This window comes from Brevibacillus sp. NRS-1366, assembly GCF_050467985.1.
This window is the reverse complement of sequence record NZ_JBITPN010000056.1, coordinates 19,886-37,487: the sequence shown is the minus strand read 5'-3', so window position 1 is coordinate 37,487 and position 17,602 is coordinate 19,886. Positions and strand designations below refer to the sequence as shown.

The following is a 17,602-nucleotide window of genomic DNA, read 5'->3' as shown; positions in this document are numbered from 1 at the left end:
TTATCAGGTAATAACTTATGCATTTGACTTATTCTACGCCCCTCTACTATAATAGGAACAGGTTTCATGCGAGCGGGGAGGGGCATTAATGTTGGAAGAAAAATTAGAGAAAATCAAGCAGCAGTTGCATTCACAGAACTACAAGCTGACACCTCAGCGTGAAGCCACTGTTCGCGTTCTGTTAGAAAACGAAGAAGATCATCTGAGCGCTGAGGACGTCTATCTCTTGGTAAAGGATAAAGCTCCTGAAATCGGGCTTGCAACGGTATACCGGACCCTTGAGCTTTTGAGTGAATTGAAAATCCTTCATAAAATGAACTTTGGCGATGGCGTAGCCCGGTATGATTTACGGGATGACAACGCAGCGTATCACCACCATCATTTGATTTGCCTCAATTGTGGTACGGTTGATGAGATTTTTGAAGACTTGCTTGTCACTGCAGAAGAAAAGGTCAAGAATGTTTACAACTTTTACATTACCGACCATCGGTTGACCTTTTATGGAATCTGCAGCCGCTGTATTGACAAAGTAAATGTCGAGGACTTTAAGTAAGCTAACTTCTCTGGGAACGGAGAAGTTTTTTCTTTTTTCTCAGATTGTTCTTCTGTAATGGTCATCGTTTTCCTGTGGCATCATAAAACGGTAATAAGAGACAGGAGGCGAGCCACTCGATGATGTCATACAAGATCTGCCTTTTTAGCATCGAATGGAGAAGGGGACAAGTGCATATAATGGAGGGAAGCAAAGAGGGGGAATAGGGATGGGGATTTCTTATCGCCGCCTGATGGAGGTGCTTCGCTTCCTACTGTTGTTCATTACGTGCACACTCTTATCCTACGGGATCATTACGCTTTTGTCCGACAAATTTCTACCCGCTGATCCCTATCAAGAACCACAAGGAAACGCGGTAAAAGTAGTAAAGCTCGTAAATGCACCTGAAACCCAGGATTTGGATGGCTATTTGGCGCGATTACAGCTTTTTTACCTGACAGGTGAGTAATTTCACTTTTTTACGTTTGAAAAGGAGGAATTTCGCTATTGATGTGGAATGAAATACAGGATACTTATCACCTGAAGGGGACAGCTTCATGGACAGTCTGATTGATCAATTTATCCATTTCCTTGCAGTGGAAAAGGGGCTTTCTCCGAACACGTTGGAATCATACCAACGGGACATGGTGGCCTACACCTCTTATTTGCAGGAACAGGGCATAACGCAAATCGAGGCCTCCACGCGGACGCATATCGTTGGTTACTTGTTTGTGCTACGGGAAAAAGGACGCGCAACAGCCACCCTTTCTCGGAATATGGCGTCCATCCGGGCCTTTTACCAGTTTCTCGTTCGGGACAAATACATAGATAAAGATCCCTCCATTCATCTGGAGACACCGAAAATTGAGAAACGGTTGCCGAAAGTGCTTTCGATTGAGGAAGTAGAACGGTTGCTGGAAAGCCCACCTGTCCATCACCCTGCTGGACTCCGAGACAAGGCGATGCTGGAGCTCTTGTACGCGACAGGGATTCGTGTATCCGAGCTTGTTAATCTGGACACAGCAGATGTGAATTTGGACATGGGATTTGTTAAATGCATGGGAAAAGGATCCAAGGAACGTATTATTCCGTTGGGGTCTGTGGCCATCCAAATGGTCCGGCATTATCTGCAAGCAGGTCGTCCAAAGCTGGTGAAGGGTACTGGTGATACTGCGCTGTTTTTAAATCATTTGGGCAACCAAATTACCCGACAAGGTTTTTGGAAAATCATTAAACGCTATGCCCTGAAAGCGAACATACGCGCAGAGATTACTCCGCACACGCTGCGTCACTCGTTTGCCACTCATTTACTGGAAAACGGTGCTGATTTGCGATCTGTACAGGAAATGCTTGGGCATGCAGATATTTCTACCACACAGATATACACGCATGTGACCCGGACACGTATCAAAGATATATATGCGAAGACGCATCCCAGAGCGTAAGCGGCGCATCAAGGTCTATAAGAGGCCTTATAAGAATAAAAACAATACGATATGGGTACAAATCACTCCGTCCTGATGCGAGGCGGGGTAGCCTTTTTTGTATCAGGTCAGACGTCTGACGACTTGATGCTGCAAACACTATTTTTGTTGAACTGGAGGCGTTATCATTGCGTTTTTCTCGAGTATTTTTGATCGTCATGGATAGCGTGGGGATTGGTGAACAACCAGATGCTCCTAGATTTCGCGATGAAGGAGCGAATACACTGGGACATATCGCTGACCGCGTAGAGAACTTTCACCTGTCCAACCTGGAAAAACTGGGATTAGGAAATATTGCTCCGATCCGCAACGTGCCTGCCGTACCGCATCCGCAAGCCCATTATGGAAAAATGCAGGAAATTTCTATGGGAAAAGACACGACAACCGGACACTGGGAAATCATGGGTCTCCATGTGGCGACGCCTTTTAATACGTACCCTGACGGCTTCCCCGCTTCTTTGATCAGTGAGTTTGAAGAACGAATCGGACGCAAGGTCTTGGGGAACAAAGTCGCTTCCGGAACAGACATTTTAGATGAACTTGGCAGCGAGCACATGAAAACCGGTGCTGTGATTGTCTACACGTCTGCGGACAGTGTATTCCAGGTGGCTGCCCATGAAGACGTGATACCGTTAGATGAACTGTATCATATTTGCCAGGTTGCACGTGAGCTCACTCTACGCGATGAATATGCAGTGACCCGTGTCATCGCCCGTCCGTTTGTCGGGGAGCCAGGCCATTTTGTACGTACATCCAACCGTCATGACTATTCCGTTAAACCATTTGCACCTACAGTCATGAACCAGCTGCAAAATGCAGGACTGACGTCGATTGCTATTGGAAAAATCAGTGATATTTATGCAGAAGAAGGCATCACGAAGTCAATCCGTACGAAAGATAATATGGACGGAGTAGATCAACTGCTCGGTACGATGAAAGAGTCGTTTACCGGACTGAGCTTTGTAAACCTCGTAGATTTTGATGCCAAATTCGGCCATCGCCGCGATCCCGAAGGCTATGGACAGGCGCTGATGGAGTTCGACGCTCGAATTCCTGAGCTTCTTTCTGCTCTTACAGACAATGATCTTCTGGTCATTACGGCAGACCATGGAAATGATCCAGTTCATCACGGCAGCGATCATACGAGAGAGTATGTTCCTCTTCTGGTCTACCATAAAGGAATTACCACTGGAACCCATTTGGATATTCGCGAGACGTTTGCCGATTTAGGTGCGACAATCGCTGACAATTTCGGTGTAGCGGCACCTGTGATTGGGAAAAGCTTCCTGAATCGTGTATAAAGGTTAAGTTTTAATAAACATTTATATAGAAGAAACAGAAACGAGGAGTGTATATCAATGGCAAATTTTCATGAGGCAGTTGCGTATATCGAACCAAAATTGACGGAAAAACCGACGATTGGATTAGTACTTGGCTCCGGTTTAGGAGTCCTAGCTGATGAAATCGAAAATCCTGTTGTCATCCCTTATCATGAAATCCCTGGCTTTACTGTGTCAACCGTAGTTGGACACAAGGGACAACTCGTGATCGGGAAACTCCAGGGCAAACAAGTGGTTGCGATGCAAGGCCGTTTCCACTTCTACGAAGGCCACGGTCTTGATGCCGTTGTTTTCCCTATTCGCGTTATGAAGCACTTGGGTGTTGAAACAATTATCGTAACCAATGCGGCTGGCGGTATTAATGAAAACTACAATCCAGGTGACTTGATGCTTATTTCCGATCATCTCAACCTGACTTTCCGCAACCCTTTGATTGGTGCCAATGATGAAGAAATGGGTGCCCGTTTTCCTGACATGTCTGAAGCCTATTCCAAAGATCTGCGTCAGGTGGCAAAAGCAGTGGCTGCCGAGCAAGGCATCGAGCTGCGTGAAGGTGTTTATGCAGGTTTACTGGGTCCAAGCTATGAGACCCCTGCAGAAATTCGGATGCTCAGAGTTCTGGGCGGAGACGCTGTTGGTATGTCTACCGTTCCCGAAGTCATTGTGGCACGCCATATGAAAGTTAAGGTTTTGGGGATTTCCTGCATCAGCAACATGGCGGCGGGCATTCTGGAGCAACCGCTGTCACATGATGAAGTGATGGAAACAACGGAGAAAGTAAAAACGCAGTTCTTGGCGTTGGTAAATGGCATCGTTGCCAAACTATAATTCAAACGAGCGGGGGTGTTTGGCATGCGTATGGTCGACGTAATCGCTAAAAAACGGGATGGCGGTGAACTGTCCACAGAAGAGATTCAATTTCTGGTAAATGGATATACAGATGGCAGCATTCCGGACTATCAAATGTCAGCATGGGCGATGGCCGTGTTTTTCCGTGGAATGACTCCGCGCGAAACCGGTGACTTAACCATGGCGATGGCTGGTTCAGGCGAACAGCTTGACCTGTCATCTCTCTCCGGAGTAAAGGTTGATAAGCATAGTACTGGAGGGGTCGGTGACAAGACGACCCTCGTCGTTGCTCCTCTCGTTGCGGCAGCGGGTATTCCTGTGGCTAAAATGTCTGGGAGAGGTCTGGGGTACTCCGGTGGAACGATTGATAAGCTGGAGTCGTTTGCAGGTTTTGAAGTTGAGCGCACACGCGAGCAGTTTCTGCAGCAGGTGCGTGATATTGGCGTGTCTGTGATCGGCCAGTCTGGCAACTTGACGCCAGCCGATAAAAAGCTATATGCCCTTCGCGATGTTACGGCTACTGTGGAAGCAGTTCCGCTCATTGCGAGCTCCATCATGTCCAAGAAGATCGCTGCAGGTGCAGATGCGATCCTGCTTGACGTGAAGGTCGGCAAAGGTGCATTTATGAAGAGCCTGGAAGAAGCAGAGACTTTGGCACGTGCCATGGTTGCCATCGGTAGCCAGGTAGGGCGTAAAACGGTAGCGGTTATCAGTGACATGAACCAACCGCTTGGTTTTGCTGTGGGCAATGCACTGGAAGTAAAAGAAGCTGTGGAGACACTGGCGGGCAGAGGACCTCGTGATTTGACCGAGCTTGCGCTGTCGATTGGGTCACGTATGCTCGTGCTAGGCGGGCTTGTTCAAAGTGTAGAAGAGGGGCGCAGTAGGCTTACAGAGATCATGTCTTCAGGTAAGGCTGTTGAGAAGCTGGCAGAGATGGTAGAGGCTCAGGGCGGCGACAAACGGGATGTCTATGACCTTGCCCGTCTACAGCAAGCGACCATTGTGCACACCATTTCAGCCGAGCAGGATGGATACATCCACGCAATTGATGCGGAAGCGGTTGGTCATGCTTCTGTAGTCTTGGGTGCTGGCAGATTGACTAAGGAAATGCCGATTGATCTAGCTGTAGGTCTTGTGCTGCACAAAAAACGTGGGGATGAGGTTCGCAAGAAAGATGCCTTGCTGACGATCTACGCCAACGAACAAACGATTTTGCAAAACGCATTACTAGAACTGGAAAATGCAATCTCTATTTCGACAAATTCACCGATGGAGCAACCACTCATTTACAAAATTATTGATGAATAGATCTGGTCTATTTCGTTGATATGTAAACAAAAAAGGGGTGTGCCATAGGAAACATGTATGCCCCTTTTTTGTGTAAAAATACAGTTTTTCGAGAAAATATAGTTGATTAAATCTGCATTTTCATATTCAATATGAGTAAGCATATGTATGCTAGATAACATAAAAAATATTTTATTGTTCGGATCGACTTTATAAAGTTTTATATTTCTACTTGTCAAATTTCGTTGACACCGCTATCATTTCGGATTACTTTTAATGTAACAGACAATATGTTTAAGATTTTTTCGAATTTCGTAAAAAATGGATGGAGGTTCCCTGAAAATCGTATTTATGAAAAAGCTAGACCATGTTGACAAGCAGATTCTGCAAATCCTCCAGGAAGACGGTCGAATCCCGTATACAGAAATCGCACATCAACTTGGCGTGAGCGAGGGAACCATTCGATCTCGCATCACCCGTCTGTTACAAGATGGAGTCTTTCAATTCGTGATTCACCCTGACCCGGAGAAGCTAGGATTACATGTACAGGCAATCATCGGGTTAACCACAAAGCTAGGATTGCAGAAAAGTGTCGCAGAAGAGTTGAGCAAATTTTCTGCAGTGCGATTTGTGGGCGCTTTCAGCGGCAAGCACGACTTGATCTTACAAGCGTGTTTCCATAGCAATGACGAGCTGATCACTTTCGTCAATGAACGACTCTCTCAAATTGAAGGGATTGCAGCAGCGGATGTTTCTCTCGAACTGAAGCAGTATAAAGATTCCTTCTCTTTCGTTCAGGATGACGAGGTGACCTTGCAGTGAAAGGGGTTGATGCCTTCCAGCCGAAGTCACGATGCTTCGTGTAACGTTCGTTTTTTTCCGTTCTTTATTTTCTGAAAAAAGACAAAAAAGAAAAACGTACTGGGGGTTATTGCGTTGAAAAAGAACATATTTGCACTTGTAAGCTCTGTAGCTGTACTAGGAACGGCATTGGCTGGTTGTGGTGGAGGCCAGCAAGCTTCTCAACCGGCTGCCCAGCCAAACACGACGACACAACAGCCTGCTGCATCGACTCCAGCAGCAGAGAAAAAACCACAAGTGTTGAAGCTGAACCTGCATTCCGAGCCACCTACAGCTGACCCAGGTATCTCTGAAGATACTACCTCTGCAGCGATTATCCGCGCTACTTTTGACGGTCTCACCCGTGTAAGTGAAGACGGAAAAGCTCATGAGGCTGCTGCAGAAAGCATCAAAATTTCGGAGGATTTCTTGACTTACACCTTCAAAATTCGCGATGCAAAATGGAGCAATGGTGATCCTGTAACGGCTCACGACTTCGAGTATGCATGGAAACGCGCATTGGACCCTGTTACGGCATCCAATTACGCATATCAGCTCTATTATGTGAAAAACGGCGAAAAAGCGAACAAAAAAGAAGCATCGCTTGATGATGTTGGTGTGAAGGCACTCGACGACAAGACACTGGAAGTAAAACTAGAGAATCCAACCCCGTTCTTCCTGGAGCTGACTGCATTCCCTACGTACTTCCCAGTTAACAAAAAAGTAATTGATGCCAACGCGAAATGGGCAGGGGAAGCAAAAACCCACGTTGGTAACGGTCCTTTCAAAATGGAAAAATGGGAGCACAAAAGCAAGCTAGTGCTCGTGAAAAATGACAACTATTGGGATAAAGATACGGTTAAGCTAGATCGCATCGAGTTCGCCATGGTAGAGGACGAAAACACCGAATTGTCCATGTTTGAAAACGGTGAATTGGATTGGGCAGGTTCTCCGACAAGCGCATTGCCAACAGACGCAATTCCAGCGCTTAAAGACCAAGGCAAAATTACAACCCAGCCAATCGCGGGTACTTATTGGTACAAGTTCAATACCGAAAAGCCGCCGTTCAACAACGTGAAGATTCGTAAAGCGTTCGCTTACTCAATCGATCGTAAATCCCTGATTGATAATATTCTCCAAACGGGACAAATCCCAGCGACTGGCGCAGTACCACCATCCATGGTATTGAATCCAAATGGCTACTTCAAGGATAACGATCAGGCAGAAGCGAAGAAGCTTCTGGAAGAAGGTCTGAAAGAACTGGGCCTGTCCAAACTGCCTGCCATGACCTTGTCCTACAACACGTCCGAAGCACACAAGAAAATCGCTGAGGCAATCCAAGACCAATGGAAGAAGAATCTTGGTGTAGATGTGAAGCTGGAAAATAAGGAATGGAAAGTATATTTAGAAGATATGCACAATGGTAACTTCCAGGTTGGTCGTATGGGCTGGTTGGGTGATTTCAACGATCCAATCAACTTCCTAGAGCTGTATAAAGATAAAATGGGTGGAAACAACGATACGCGTTGGGAAAATCCAAAATATAAAGAGCTCCTGAACCAATCCGCTTTGGAAGCAGATCCAGAGAAGCGCAAGAAAATTCTGGCTGATGCAGAGCAAATCCTGATGGATGAAATGCCGATCATGCCGATCTACTTCTATACTAACTCATGGGTACAGAAAGAAAACGTTAAAGGCGTCGTAATCGGTGGCCTTGGAGACGTTGACTGGAAATGGGCTTCTGTTGAGTAAGTTTTCGTAAGAGGAATCGGGTATTGCAGCAGGGGGTATATGGTCAGCCCATATACCTTCTGTTATGCTAGCCCGTCCCTATATATTAAATGGCTTTCAAGCCAGCAAAGACAAAAATAGAGAGAGAAGTTTTATCGCAAGAGATCAATTGGGTTATTTACACAGCCGATTTTTGCACTGTGTCGGTAACGTCCGCAGTGTAAACATGGGACGTGAAAGCATTCAAAATCCTGTCAAGGGGGTAAGTTAGTTGATCCGTTATCTTGGTAAGCGCATCATCTTCATGCTCATCTCGCTTTTCTTGATCGTAACGGCCACTTTCTTCATCATGAAAGCAGTACCTGGTGGTCCATTTACTTCGGAGAAAAATGTTCCTGATGAGATCAAAGCGGCATTAGAGGCCAAATACAAACTTAACCTGCCGTTGCATGAGCAGTATTTCAACTACTTGAAGGGTGTCGCTACTTGGGACTTGGGTCCATCCTTTACGGAAAAATCCTCGACGGTCAATGAAATGATCAACCGTGGTTTTCCAGTCTCAGCTCACTTGGGAGCACAAGCATTATTACTCGCCATTTTCGGTGGAATTATTCTTGGTGTGATTGCTGCATTAAAGCATAACAAGTGGCAAGACTTCTCAGCAATGGTGATTGCGGTTTTGGGTCTATCCGTTCCGAGCTTTATCCTAGCATCATTTTACCAATACGTCTTCGCAATTAATTGGGGACTTTTACCTATTGCGAAGTGGGAAGGATTCGAATACACGATTCTTCCATCATTGGCACTTGCTGCATCTCCGATGGCGTTCATCGCTCGTTTGACTCGTTCCAATATGATCGAGGTGCTGGGACAAGACTATATCAAAACGGCAAAAGCCAAAGGATTGCACAGCTTTACCATTACGGTAAGACACGCCATTCGCAATGCGCTGCTACCCGTTATTACCTACCTGGGTCCATTGATCGCTGGTATTCTCACAGGTGCGTTTGTTATTGAGCGTATCTTCGGTGTACCTGGTTTGGGTCGTGAGTTCGTTCTCTCCATTACGAACCGTGATTACACCGTTATTATGGGAACGACCGTATTCTACTCCATTATCTTGGTAGTGATGATTCTGATTGTGGACATCGCTTATACCTTGGTAGACCCGCGGATCAAGCTGACGGACACAGGAAAGGAGTAATTAGACATGCAGCAATTGACTAAAGAGCATTTCGAGCCGATTTCGGTTGACCTTCGTCAAGCAGAAGCAATCAAGCGCCCCAGTCTTTCTTTCTGGTCTGATGTGTGGCGTCGCTTGAAAATGAATAAAGTAGCAATGGCTTCAATGATTTTTATCGTGGCGTTGCTCGTATGTGCGATTGTGATTCCACTGGTTACGCATAACGACTATTTTACAACAGACTTGGCTGGAAAAAATAAGAAGCCATCTGCTGAGCACTGGTTCGGTACCGACGATTTGGGACGCGATGTATTTGTCCGTATCTGGTACGGTGCACGAATCTCTCTTGAAGTAGGTCTCGCTGCTGCATTTATCGATCTGATCATTGGTGTCATTTGGGGCGGTATTGCAGGTTTCTATGGTGGTAAAGTGGATGAAGTAATGATGCGTATCGCTGATATTTTGTTCGCGATTCCATATCTGCTCGTTGTCATTCTTCTCATGGTTGTCTTAGAGCCCGGGGTGGGGACGATCATTATCGCCCTGACGATAACGGGATGGATTGGGATGGCCCGGATTGTTCGGGGCCAGATGCTACAACTGAAAAACCAGGAATTTGTCTTGGCTGCACGATCCCTTGGTGCTGATAGTAATCGCCTGATCTTTAAACATTTGATTCCAAATGCGTTGGGTCCGATTATTGTTACCTTGAGCTTAACTGTTCCTTCTGCTATCTTTGCAGAATCCTTCCTTTCCTTTATCGGTTTGGGGGTAGCAGCACCAATTGCATCGTGGGGGACGATGTCCAATGAAGGGCTGCCAGCCATGAAGTATTACCCGTGGCGATTGATGTTCCCGGCAGTCTTCATTTCCGTGACCATTTTAGCATTTAACTTGTTCGGTGACGGTCTGCGTGATGCTGTAGACCCACGCCTGCGTAAATAGGAGGGATCATCGTTATGGAACGCATTCTAGATGTTAAAGACCTGCATGTATCCTTCCATACGTATGCAGGGGAAGTAAAAGCAGTACGTGGTGTTAACTTTCACGTGAATCGTGGGGAAGCAGTGGCCATCGTAGGAGAGTCCGGTTGCGGGAAATCCGTAACCGCTCAAACCTTGATGAAGCTGATTCCAATGCCACCAGGTGAAATTAAAAAAGGCGAAATTCTCTTTAATGGCGATAACCTCGTCAAAAAGTCAAATAAACAAATGGAAGCGATTCGCGGTAATGATATCGGGATGATCTTCCAAGATCCAATGACTTCTCTCAACCCAACGATGACCATTGGGAACCAAATTACAGAGGGCTTAATCAAACACCAAAACATGTCTCGCTCTGCGGCACGTGACCGTGCTATCGAGCTTTTGACCATCGTTGGTATCCCTCAACCGGAAAAACGTGTGGAGCAATATCCACACGAGTTCTCCGGCGGGATGCGCCAGCGTGCGATGATCGCAATCGCATTGTCCTGTAATCCCAAGCTGTTGATTGCGGATGAGCCGACTACTGCTTTGGATGTAACCATTCAGGCTCAAATCTTGGATTTGATGAAGGATCTGCAAAAGAAAACGGGTACCTCCATTATCCTTATTACGCACGACTTGGGTGTAGTAGCGGAAATGTGCGACCGCGTAATTGTTATGTACGCAGGCAAAGTGATTGAAACAGGAACGGTAGATGATATTTTCTATAACCCTCAACACCCGTACACCAAAGGTCTGCTGCGCTCTGTACCACGTCTTGACCTGAATCGCGACGAGCCGTTAACTCCGATTTTCGGAACTCCACCGGATCTCTTGCGTCCACCAGTAGGGTGTGGATTTACTGCACGCTGCGAATCGGCTATGCGTGTCTGCCAGGAGATTGATCCTGATCTGAACGAAGTCAGCACGACCCAACGAGCAGCTTGCTGGTTGCAGCACCCGCTTGCTCAGAACCGCGCAGGATCGTAGGAGGAGGGTATACAGTGGATAATCGTGATACACTGATTGAAGTACGCAACCTTAAAAAGTTTTTTTCTATTGGCGATAATACTCTGAAAGCTGTCAATGATATCTCGTTTGAAATTAAACGCGGAGAAACATTGGGAGTAGTAGGAGAGTCAGGCTGCGGAAAGTCTACCGCTGGTCGTACGCTTCTTCGTCTGTACGATGCAACTGGCGGTGACGTCCTTTTTGAAGGAAAAAGCATCATGAATTTGAACAACCAAGAAATGAAGGCAATGCGCCGGAACATGCAAATGATTTTCCAGGATCCATATGCATCCCTGAATCCACGTATGACGGTCGGGGATATCATTGGCGAAGCACTTGACATTCATGGTCTTGCTTCTGGTCAAAAGCGTAAAGAACGCATTCAAGAGCTGCTTTCTTTGGTGAGCTTGAATCCTGAGCATATGAACCGATTCCCGCATGAATTTTCCGGTGGACAGCGCCAACGGATCGGGATTGCCCGTGCATTGGCAGTGGAACCAAAATTCATCGTTTGTGACGAGCCTATTTCAGCTTTGGACGTATCCGTTCAAGCACAGGTCGTTAACCTTCTTGAACAATTGCAAGAGAAAATGGGCCTGACCTACATGTTCATTGCCCACGATCTGTCCATGGTAAAATATATTTCAGATCGTGTTGCTGTGATGTACCTGGGTAAAATGGTGGAGCTAGCAGAAAGTGATGCCTTGTATGAAAAGCCATTGCATCCTTATACACAAGCGCTGTTGTCTGCGATTCCGATTCCAGATCCAGAAATTGAGCGTAATCGCGAGCGAATCGTTCTGCAAGGGGATGTACCAAGCCCGATGAACCCGCCAAGCGGTTGCCATTTCCGTACTCGTTGTCCGAAAGCGATGCCAGAGTGCGCAGCCTCCGTACCGGTATGGAAAGAAATTGAACCCGGTCATTTTGCAGCATGCCATTTGTATAACTAATCATCAGACAAGCGGGTTCCCAGGCTATACATGGCCAGGAACCCGCTTTTTTCTCAATAAAGTTTTTTATAAAAAGAGGTTTTACCACTATGAAAAAAGGGTAGAGAATCAGAGTAGGCTTCTCCTAATGTTTTTTATACTCCCCGGAAGTATAAAAATGTGCAGGATTCAAGTATACATAGGCTAGGGTTTCAACTTCACTGAAAAGCTTGACAGAGCCGAGTTAACTAATGCCAATACTGGCAATATGTAATGGAAATCTATAAGGAGGCAGGCAACATGGGGAGATTTTTGTCGCCGCGTTGGAAAATGAAAGGGCTACCAACTTCTTTTTTTTCAAAAATGAAATCATTTAAACAATTGTCATCAGAAAAGGTGAAGGGTTCACTAGCTACAAAAATGATTGTTTTTGGCCTGATTCTCGTGCTTGTCATTATCGGTTCTCTGCAATACATAGCGATTTCCTTTTCAAAGTCTACGCTGTTTAGCATCACCTCCAAGCAGGCGAAAATGTTGGCTGAGCAGCATGCGGCCAATATGGAGGATTGGATCGAAGACATCGTAATTTCTTCGGAGACTGCAGCTTCGAAGCGGGTGATGATGACGGAATTAGAGCCGTTGATTATGGAACAATTCAGCTTAATGCGTCAAGCACATAGGGAAATTTCAAAAATCTATCTGATTGATACAAAAACGGGAAAATCCCTGTACTCACTTACTGGGAAAAATGATATTGACTTTAAGCAAAAACAATATTTTCAACAAACGGTAAGCACAGCGGGAACAGTTATTTCCGATGAGGAAATCGTCCAAGGCGTTAATAAGAGTTTTCTTTATATTTCGACACCCGTAGGGGATAAGAACAAGGATACGAGCCGTATCTTTGTAGTCGGATTTACGATTGACCAGATTGTTCAAAAAATCCCGGAAATCCCATTCATGCAAAATGGATATGCTTTCGTTGTCCGTCCGGATGGGTTAGTTGTAGCTCATAAAAATCCTGAAAACAATAACAATATAAGCATTGCAGACAAGCCCGAGTATGCTGAAATGTTGTCTTTGATGCAAAATGAGACGAGCGAAAGCTTGCTTTATGAAGATAACGGAAAAGACGCCTTCGCTGCTTTTGCACCGATTACCAAGTTGAAATGGGATATCGTGCTTACATCAGGCAGTGATGAAGTATACGGTGAAGTAAATGAAATGTGGATGTTTTTTGTCCTGTTCAGCTTACCGATTGTGGCCATCTCTGTTTGGTTGATCTGGTGGTTTGCCAAACGAATCCGTTCGTCCTTGTATGCCATCGCCAGAGATATGGAACGTATTGGTGCTGGACAATTTGACGTGAATGTAAGAGTAAATGGAAATGACGAGCTTGCGATGGTAGGGCACAAGATGAATGAGATGGCTGCGGAACTGCGCAAGCTCATTGCTTTGGTCCAAGGACAAGCTAATCAATTGAATATAGCGACAGATGAGCTGACCTTGTTCGCCCAGGAAAACAAAGGCGCGATCACCGTCATCACTGACAATATCTCCACAATAGCCGAGCGCGTTTCTACTCAAACAAGTGAAGTACAAGCGACTGCCACTACCGTATCCGAAATTTCTCAAGGTGTCGAGCAAGTAGCCATAGCCGCAGAATCTACATCGATTGCAACTACACGTACGTTTGAACGAGCGCAGGGTGGTTTGGAGCTGGTTGAAAACGTAATTGGTACAGTACGCCGCGCCACGAATGAAGTGGAACGTACAGCTAAGCAGATGCACAGCTTACGTGAACGTGCGCGCCAAATTACCAGCATCGTAGAGATGATCACCAGCATCGCATCGCAAACCAATCTGTTGGCACTGAACGCAGCGATCGAAGCAGCGCGTGCAGGCGAAGCAGGTCGCGGTTTCTCAGTCGTAGCTAGTGAAGTGCGCAAGCTGGCAGAAGAAAGCAGTTCTTTCTCGGAGCGGATTGCTTCCATTGCCCATTCCATTAATGATGAAGCGATGGACATGAGCAAGAACATGGACGAGATCGTAACCATGGTGGGAGGCGGACTGCAGTCCGTTGAGTCAGTGGGAACGGCATTCCAAAATATCGTGGCAGAGATTCAATCAGCAGCAGAACAAAGTGAATCAATGACAGCCACATCAGAAGAAATGGCCGCAGGCAATCAAGTTGTGACCAATTCGATGCAGCGCTTGGCTTATATGTCAGATGAAATCAGCAACTCTATTACAGGTGTAGTCGAAACCGTGGATGAGCAGCTGAATTCAATTGCACGTATTAATGAAAATGTAGAGCAATTGAAAAAAATGGCGGACGAACTCACAGAAAATGTAAGCCGTTTTGTCATTTAAAAGTGCATCCCTTCTGCCTAAGTCAGAAGGGATTTCTTTTGTGAATATTTTCCTCTGTCGATGGTGAGAATAAAACCATGAATGGAGGGAAGAGACTGCTATGAAACGGAATGGATACATCGCTCTATGCTTCATCATGTTCGTGACCATCTTTTCTCCAATGGCTGTCGCTACTGAAAAAGCGGCGAAAACTGGCGAAATGAATTTTGCTCCACATGCGAAATCGGCTGTAATGATTGAAGCGGATACAGGTACGGTTTTGTATGAAAAGAATGCCAATGAAAAAATGCCGCCTGCCAGTATCACCAAGGTGATGACGATGCTATTAATCATGGAAGCGGTGGAACGAGGAGAACTGAAGCTTACCGATAAAGTTCGGACGAGCGAAAGGGCTGCCTCAATGGGAGGATCACAGATTTTCCTGCAGCCTGGAGAAGAAATGGCTGTAGAGGATATGATCAAAGGAATTGCGATTGCTTCCGGAAATGATGCATCCGTTGCAATGGCGGAGCATTTGAGTGGTACCGAAGAAGCCTTTGTCGCCAAGATGAATGAACGGGCGAAGCAATTAGGGATGAAAAATACGAACTTCGTCAATTCAAACGGGTTGCCTGCTCCAAATCATTATTCGTCTGCAACGGATATTGCTATTATGTCCAGAGAGCTTTTGAAGCACGAAGGAATTACCCGATTTACAGGTACGTATCAGGACTATTTGCGCAAAGACTCGGCAAACCCGTTCTGGTTGGTTAATACAAACAGGCTCGTACGTTTTTATGAAGGCGTGGATGGGCTGAAGACAGGCTATACCGCCGAAGCCAAATATTGCCTGACAGCTACAGCAAAACGCAACAACATGCGGGTGATTTCGGTAGTTATGGGAGAACCAGACGTGAAGACACGCAACAACGAGGTTTCTACCATGTTCAATTACGCATTTACCCATTTTCAAGTCATGCCGATGTACAAAAAAGGAGAAACGGTAGAACAGCTCACGGTGGACAAGGGGCAGCAGCCACAGATTAACGTTGTCACACCACATTCGGTAAGCCTGCTCATGAAAAAGGGGGAATCCGCTGATACGTTCACGAAGGAAGTGGTCGTAAATCCTTCAGTCAATGCGCCAGTCAGCAAGGAACAGGTCGTAGGCCACATCTTCATTCGCACCAAAGATGGGAAAGATGTTAACCGGATTGATTTATACCCAGAACAAACAGTTGAAAAAGCAGGCATGTGGGAGATTCTTAAGCGGACGACCAAGAATGTGTTGATCAGCTACTAAAGAGACATCATGAGCGCGAAAAGAATCGAGTTGCCTCGAATGAGAAGATGCGGCTGCTCGATTTTTTTGTTCTTTTGTCGACTGGCAGGAATTGGTTATAGAGAAGCAGAAAGAGACATTTTAATACGGGAGAAGGAGTGAGTCAGCCATGAGTTTACGCATTGCGATGGAGACCCGGCAGGATGTGCTGGTAATTCGCTTGCAAGGAGAGCTCGACCATCATACGGCAGAAGATTTGCGTAGTCGTGTGGATGAAATTTTACGTACCCCTGAGATTCGTCACATTGTACTTAGTTTAGCTGATTTGACGTTTATGGACAGCTCCGGCATTGGGGTTATTTTGGGTAGATACAAACAAATCTCGGCTCGTTCTGGAGAAATGTACGTATGCTCGATTAATCCAACCATCTACCGAATTTTTGAGATGTCCGGATTGTTTAAAGTGATCAAGTTTCGTGAGAACGAAGCAGATGCACTGCTTGTCCTGGGGGTGGCGTAAATGACAGTACAGCGTAATTTCATGTCCGTATCGTTTGCAGCATTGAGCCAAAATGAAGCTTTTGCGCGCGTGGCCGTCGCTTCATTCATTTCTCATTTGGATATTACGATGGACGAGTTGGAAGAAATGAAAACCGTTATTTCCGAGGCTGTAACGAATGCCATCATTCACGGATATGACGAGAATCCCGAGGGTGTGGTACATATCTCCGTGCGATTAGACGAGGGAACGGTGGAGGTTGTCGTGGAAGACAACGGAAAAGGAATTGAGGATGTGGAGCAAGCCATGCAGCCACTCTATACGACCAAACCGGAATTGGAACGCTCTGGAATGGGCTTCACCATTATGGAGAATTTCATGGATTCTTTGGAAGTGGCGACAGCAGTTGGTAAAGGCACGACTGTTCGCCTCACCAAACGCCTGTCGTTTGCCAAAGCCTTGCAAAATTAGGGGTAGTGCCAATGGGTGCCGATATTAAAAACGCGAGTCAACCATTTCTGACCAATGACCAAGTGAAGGAACTGATCGCCAAGAGCCAGGCTGGAGACGCCAACGCCCGCGAACTTCTAGTGAACAGCAACATAAGGCTGGTCTGGTCTGTCGTCCAGCGTTTTATCAACCGTGGATACGAAGCGGATGATTTATTTCAGATCGGTTGTATCGGCTTGCTGAAAGCCGTAGATAAGTTTGATCTCTCCTATGATGTGCGATTTTCCACCTATGCGGTGCCAATGATTATTGGAGAAATTCAACGCTTTTTACGTGATGACGGCACAGTTAAGGTAAGTCGATCACTCAAGGAAACAGCAAATAAAGTACGTAGAACAAAGGATGAACTGTACAAGCAATTTGGTCGTGCCCCTACGATTGCGGAAGTGGCAGAAGTGGTAGGGATCACACCAGAGGAAGTTGTTTTTGCACAGGAAGCGAATCGAGCACCTTCTTCGATCCATGAAACGGTCTTTGAAAATGATGGAGATCCGATTACGTTGATCGACCAGATTGCGGATGAAAGTGTAAACAAATGGTTTGAGAAGATTGCGCTGAAAGATGCGATCAGCCGGTTGACCGAGAGAGAACAGCTAATTGTCTATTTGCGTTACTACAAGGATCAGACACAGTCCGAGGTAGCGGAGCGATTAGGGATCTCACAAGTCCAGGTCTCTCGTTTGGAAAAGCGCATCCTACAAACCATAAAGGATCAAATCGAAAACTAGCCCATCCCCCATCAGTGCTAGCCCGAGAATACCCAAAAAACACCAAGGTAAAAATGCTTTGGTGTTTTTTGCAT

17 protein-coding genes are annotated in these 17,602 nt (G+C 46.0%); all 17 read left to right on the top strand.

Features of this window, described 5'->3' with window-relative positions:
- The first annotated feature begins 88 nt into the window (after window positions 1-88).
- On the top strand, window positions 89-553 hold the full coding sequence (locus ACIFQN_RS31750; protein ID WP_049740193.1) for a Fur family transcriptional regulator: 465 nt from the start codon (window positions 89-91) through the stop codon (window positions 551-553).
- Window positions 554-761: 208 nt separating this feature from the next.
- Window positions 762-1,001 carry a YqzK family protein gene (locus tag ACIFQN_RS31745; RefSeq protein ID WP_429837053.1) on the top strand — a complete coding sequence of 80 codons (240 nt, stop codon included), beginning with the start codon at window positions 762-764 and terminating at the stop codon, window positions 999-1,001.
- Window positions 1,002-1,089: 88 nt separating this feature from the next.
- A complete protein-coding gene (xerD, locus tag ACIFQN_RS31740; RefSeq protein ID WP_429837052.1) occupies window positions 1,090-1,977 on the top strand; it encodes a site-specific tyrosine recombinase XerD in 888 nt (295 codons plus the stop codon).
- A gap of 167 nt (window positions 1,978-2,144) precedes the next feature.
- Window positions 2,145-3,317 carry a phosphopentomutase gene (deoB, locus tag ACIFQN_RS31735; RefSeq protein ID WP_429837051.1) on the top strand — a complete coding sequence of 391 codons (1,173 nt, stop codon included), beginning with the start codon at window positions 2,145-2,147 and terminating at the stop codon, window positions 3,315-3,317.
- Between the two features lie 57 nt (window positions 3,318-3,374).
- Complete coding sequence (locus tag ACIFQN_RS31730) at window positions 3,375-4,184, top strand: purine-nucleoside phosphorylase (protein WP_429837050.1); 810 nt, start codon at window positions 3,375-3,377, stop codon at window positions 4,182-4,184.
- A gap of 24 nt (window positions 4,185-4,208) precedes the next feature.
- A complete protein-coding gene (locus tag ACIFQN_RS31725; protein ID WP_429837049.1) occupies window positions 4,209-5,516 on the top strand; it encodes a pyrimidine-nucleoside phosphorylase in 1,308 nt (435 codons plus the stop codon).
- A 330-nt stretch (window positions 5,517-5,846) separates the two neighbouring features.
- Window positions 5,847-6,317 carry an Lrp/AsnC family transcriptional regulator gene (locus tag ACIFQN_RS31720; RefSeq protein WP_429837048.1) on the top strand — a complete coding sequence of 157 codons (471 nt, stop codon included), beginning with the start codon at window positions 5,847-5,849 and terminating at the stop codon, window positions 6,315-6,317.
- Between the two features lie 114 nt (window positions 6,318-6,431).
- Window positions 6,432-8,087 (top strand): peptide ABC transporter substrate-binding protein, encoded by a 1,656-nt coding sequence (locus ACIFQN_RS31715; RefSeq protein ID WP_429837047.1) that lies wholly within the window; start codon window positions 6,432-6,434, stop codon window positions 8,085-8,087.
- A 250-nt stretch (window positions 8,088-8,337) separates the two neighbouring features.
- Window positions 8,338-9,270 carry an ABC transporter permease gene (locus ACIFQN_RS31710; protein ID WP_429837046.1) on the top strand — a complete coding sequence of 311 codons (933 nt, stop codon included), beginning with the start codon at window positions 8,338-8,340 and terminating at the stop codon, window positions 9,268-9,270.
- A 6-nt stretch (window positions 9,271-9,276) separates the two neighbouring features.
- Window positions 9,277-10,194, top strand: coding sequence for an ABC transporter permease (locus ACIFQN_RS31705; RefSeq protein ID WP_103105317.1), 918 nt, complete (start codon window positions 9,277-9,279; stop codon window positions 10,192-10,194).
- Window positions 10,195-10,208: 14 nt separating this feature from the next.
- Window positions 10,209-11,204, top strand: coding sequence for an ABC transporter ATP-binding protein (locus tag ACIFQN_RS31700; protein WP_429837045.1), 996 nt, complete (start codon window positions 10,209-10,211; stop codon window positions 11,202-11,204).
- A 14-nt stretch (window positions 11,205-11,218) separates the two neighbouring features.
- Window positions 11,219-12,178 (top strand): ABC transporter ATP-binding protein, encoded by a 960-nt coding sequence (locus ACIFQN_RS31695; RefSeq protein WP_429837044.1) that lies wholly within the window; start codon window positions 11,219-11,221, stop codon window positions 12,176-12,178.
- Window positions 12,179-12,457: 279 nt separating this feature from the next.
- On the top strand, window positions 12,458-14,530 hold the full coding sequence (locus tag ACIFQN_RS31690; RefSeq protein WP_429837043.1) for a methyl-accepting chemotaxis protein: 2,073 nt from the start codon (window positions 12,458-12,460) through the stop codon (window positions 14,528-14,530).
- Window positions 14,531-14,630: 100 nt separating this feature from the next.
- Window positions 14,631-15,812: a D-alanyl-D-alanine carboxypeptidase family protein gene (locus ACIFQN_RS31685; RefSeq protein WP_429837042.1), complete on the top strand. Its 1,182-nt coding sequence runs from the start codon at window positions 14,631-14,633 to the stop codon at window positions 15,810-15,812.
- Window positions 15,813-15,960: 148 nt separating this feature from the next.
- Window positions 15,961-16,311, top strand: coding sequence for an anti-sigma F factor antagonist (gene spoIIAA / locus ACIFQN_RS31680; RefSeq protein WP_429837041.1), 351 nt, complete (start codon window positions 15,961-15,963; stop codon window positions 16,309-16,311).
- The gene (gene spoIIAB / locus ACIFQN_RS31675; RefSeq protein ID WP_429837040.1) at window positions 16,312-16,761 is read left to right on the top strand and encodes an anti-sigma F factor; all 450 of its coding nucleotides are present in this window, start codon (window positions 16,312-16,314) and stop codon (window positions 16,759-16,761) included.
- Window positions 16,762-16,772: 11 nt separating this feature from the next.
- Window positions 16,773-17,528: an RNA polymerase sporulation sigma factor SigF gene (sigF, locus tag ACIFQN_RS31670; protein WP_429837039.1), complete on the top strand. Its 756-nt coding sequence runs from the start codon at window positions 16,773-16,775 to the stop codon at window positions 17,526-17,528.
- Window positions 17,529-17,602 lie beyond the last annotated feature (74 nt).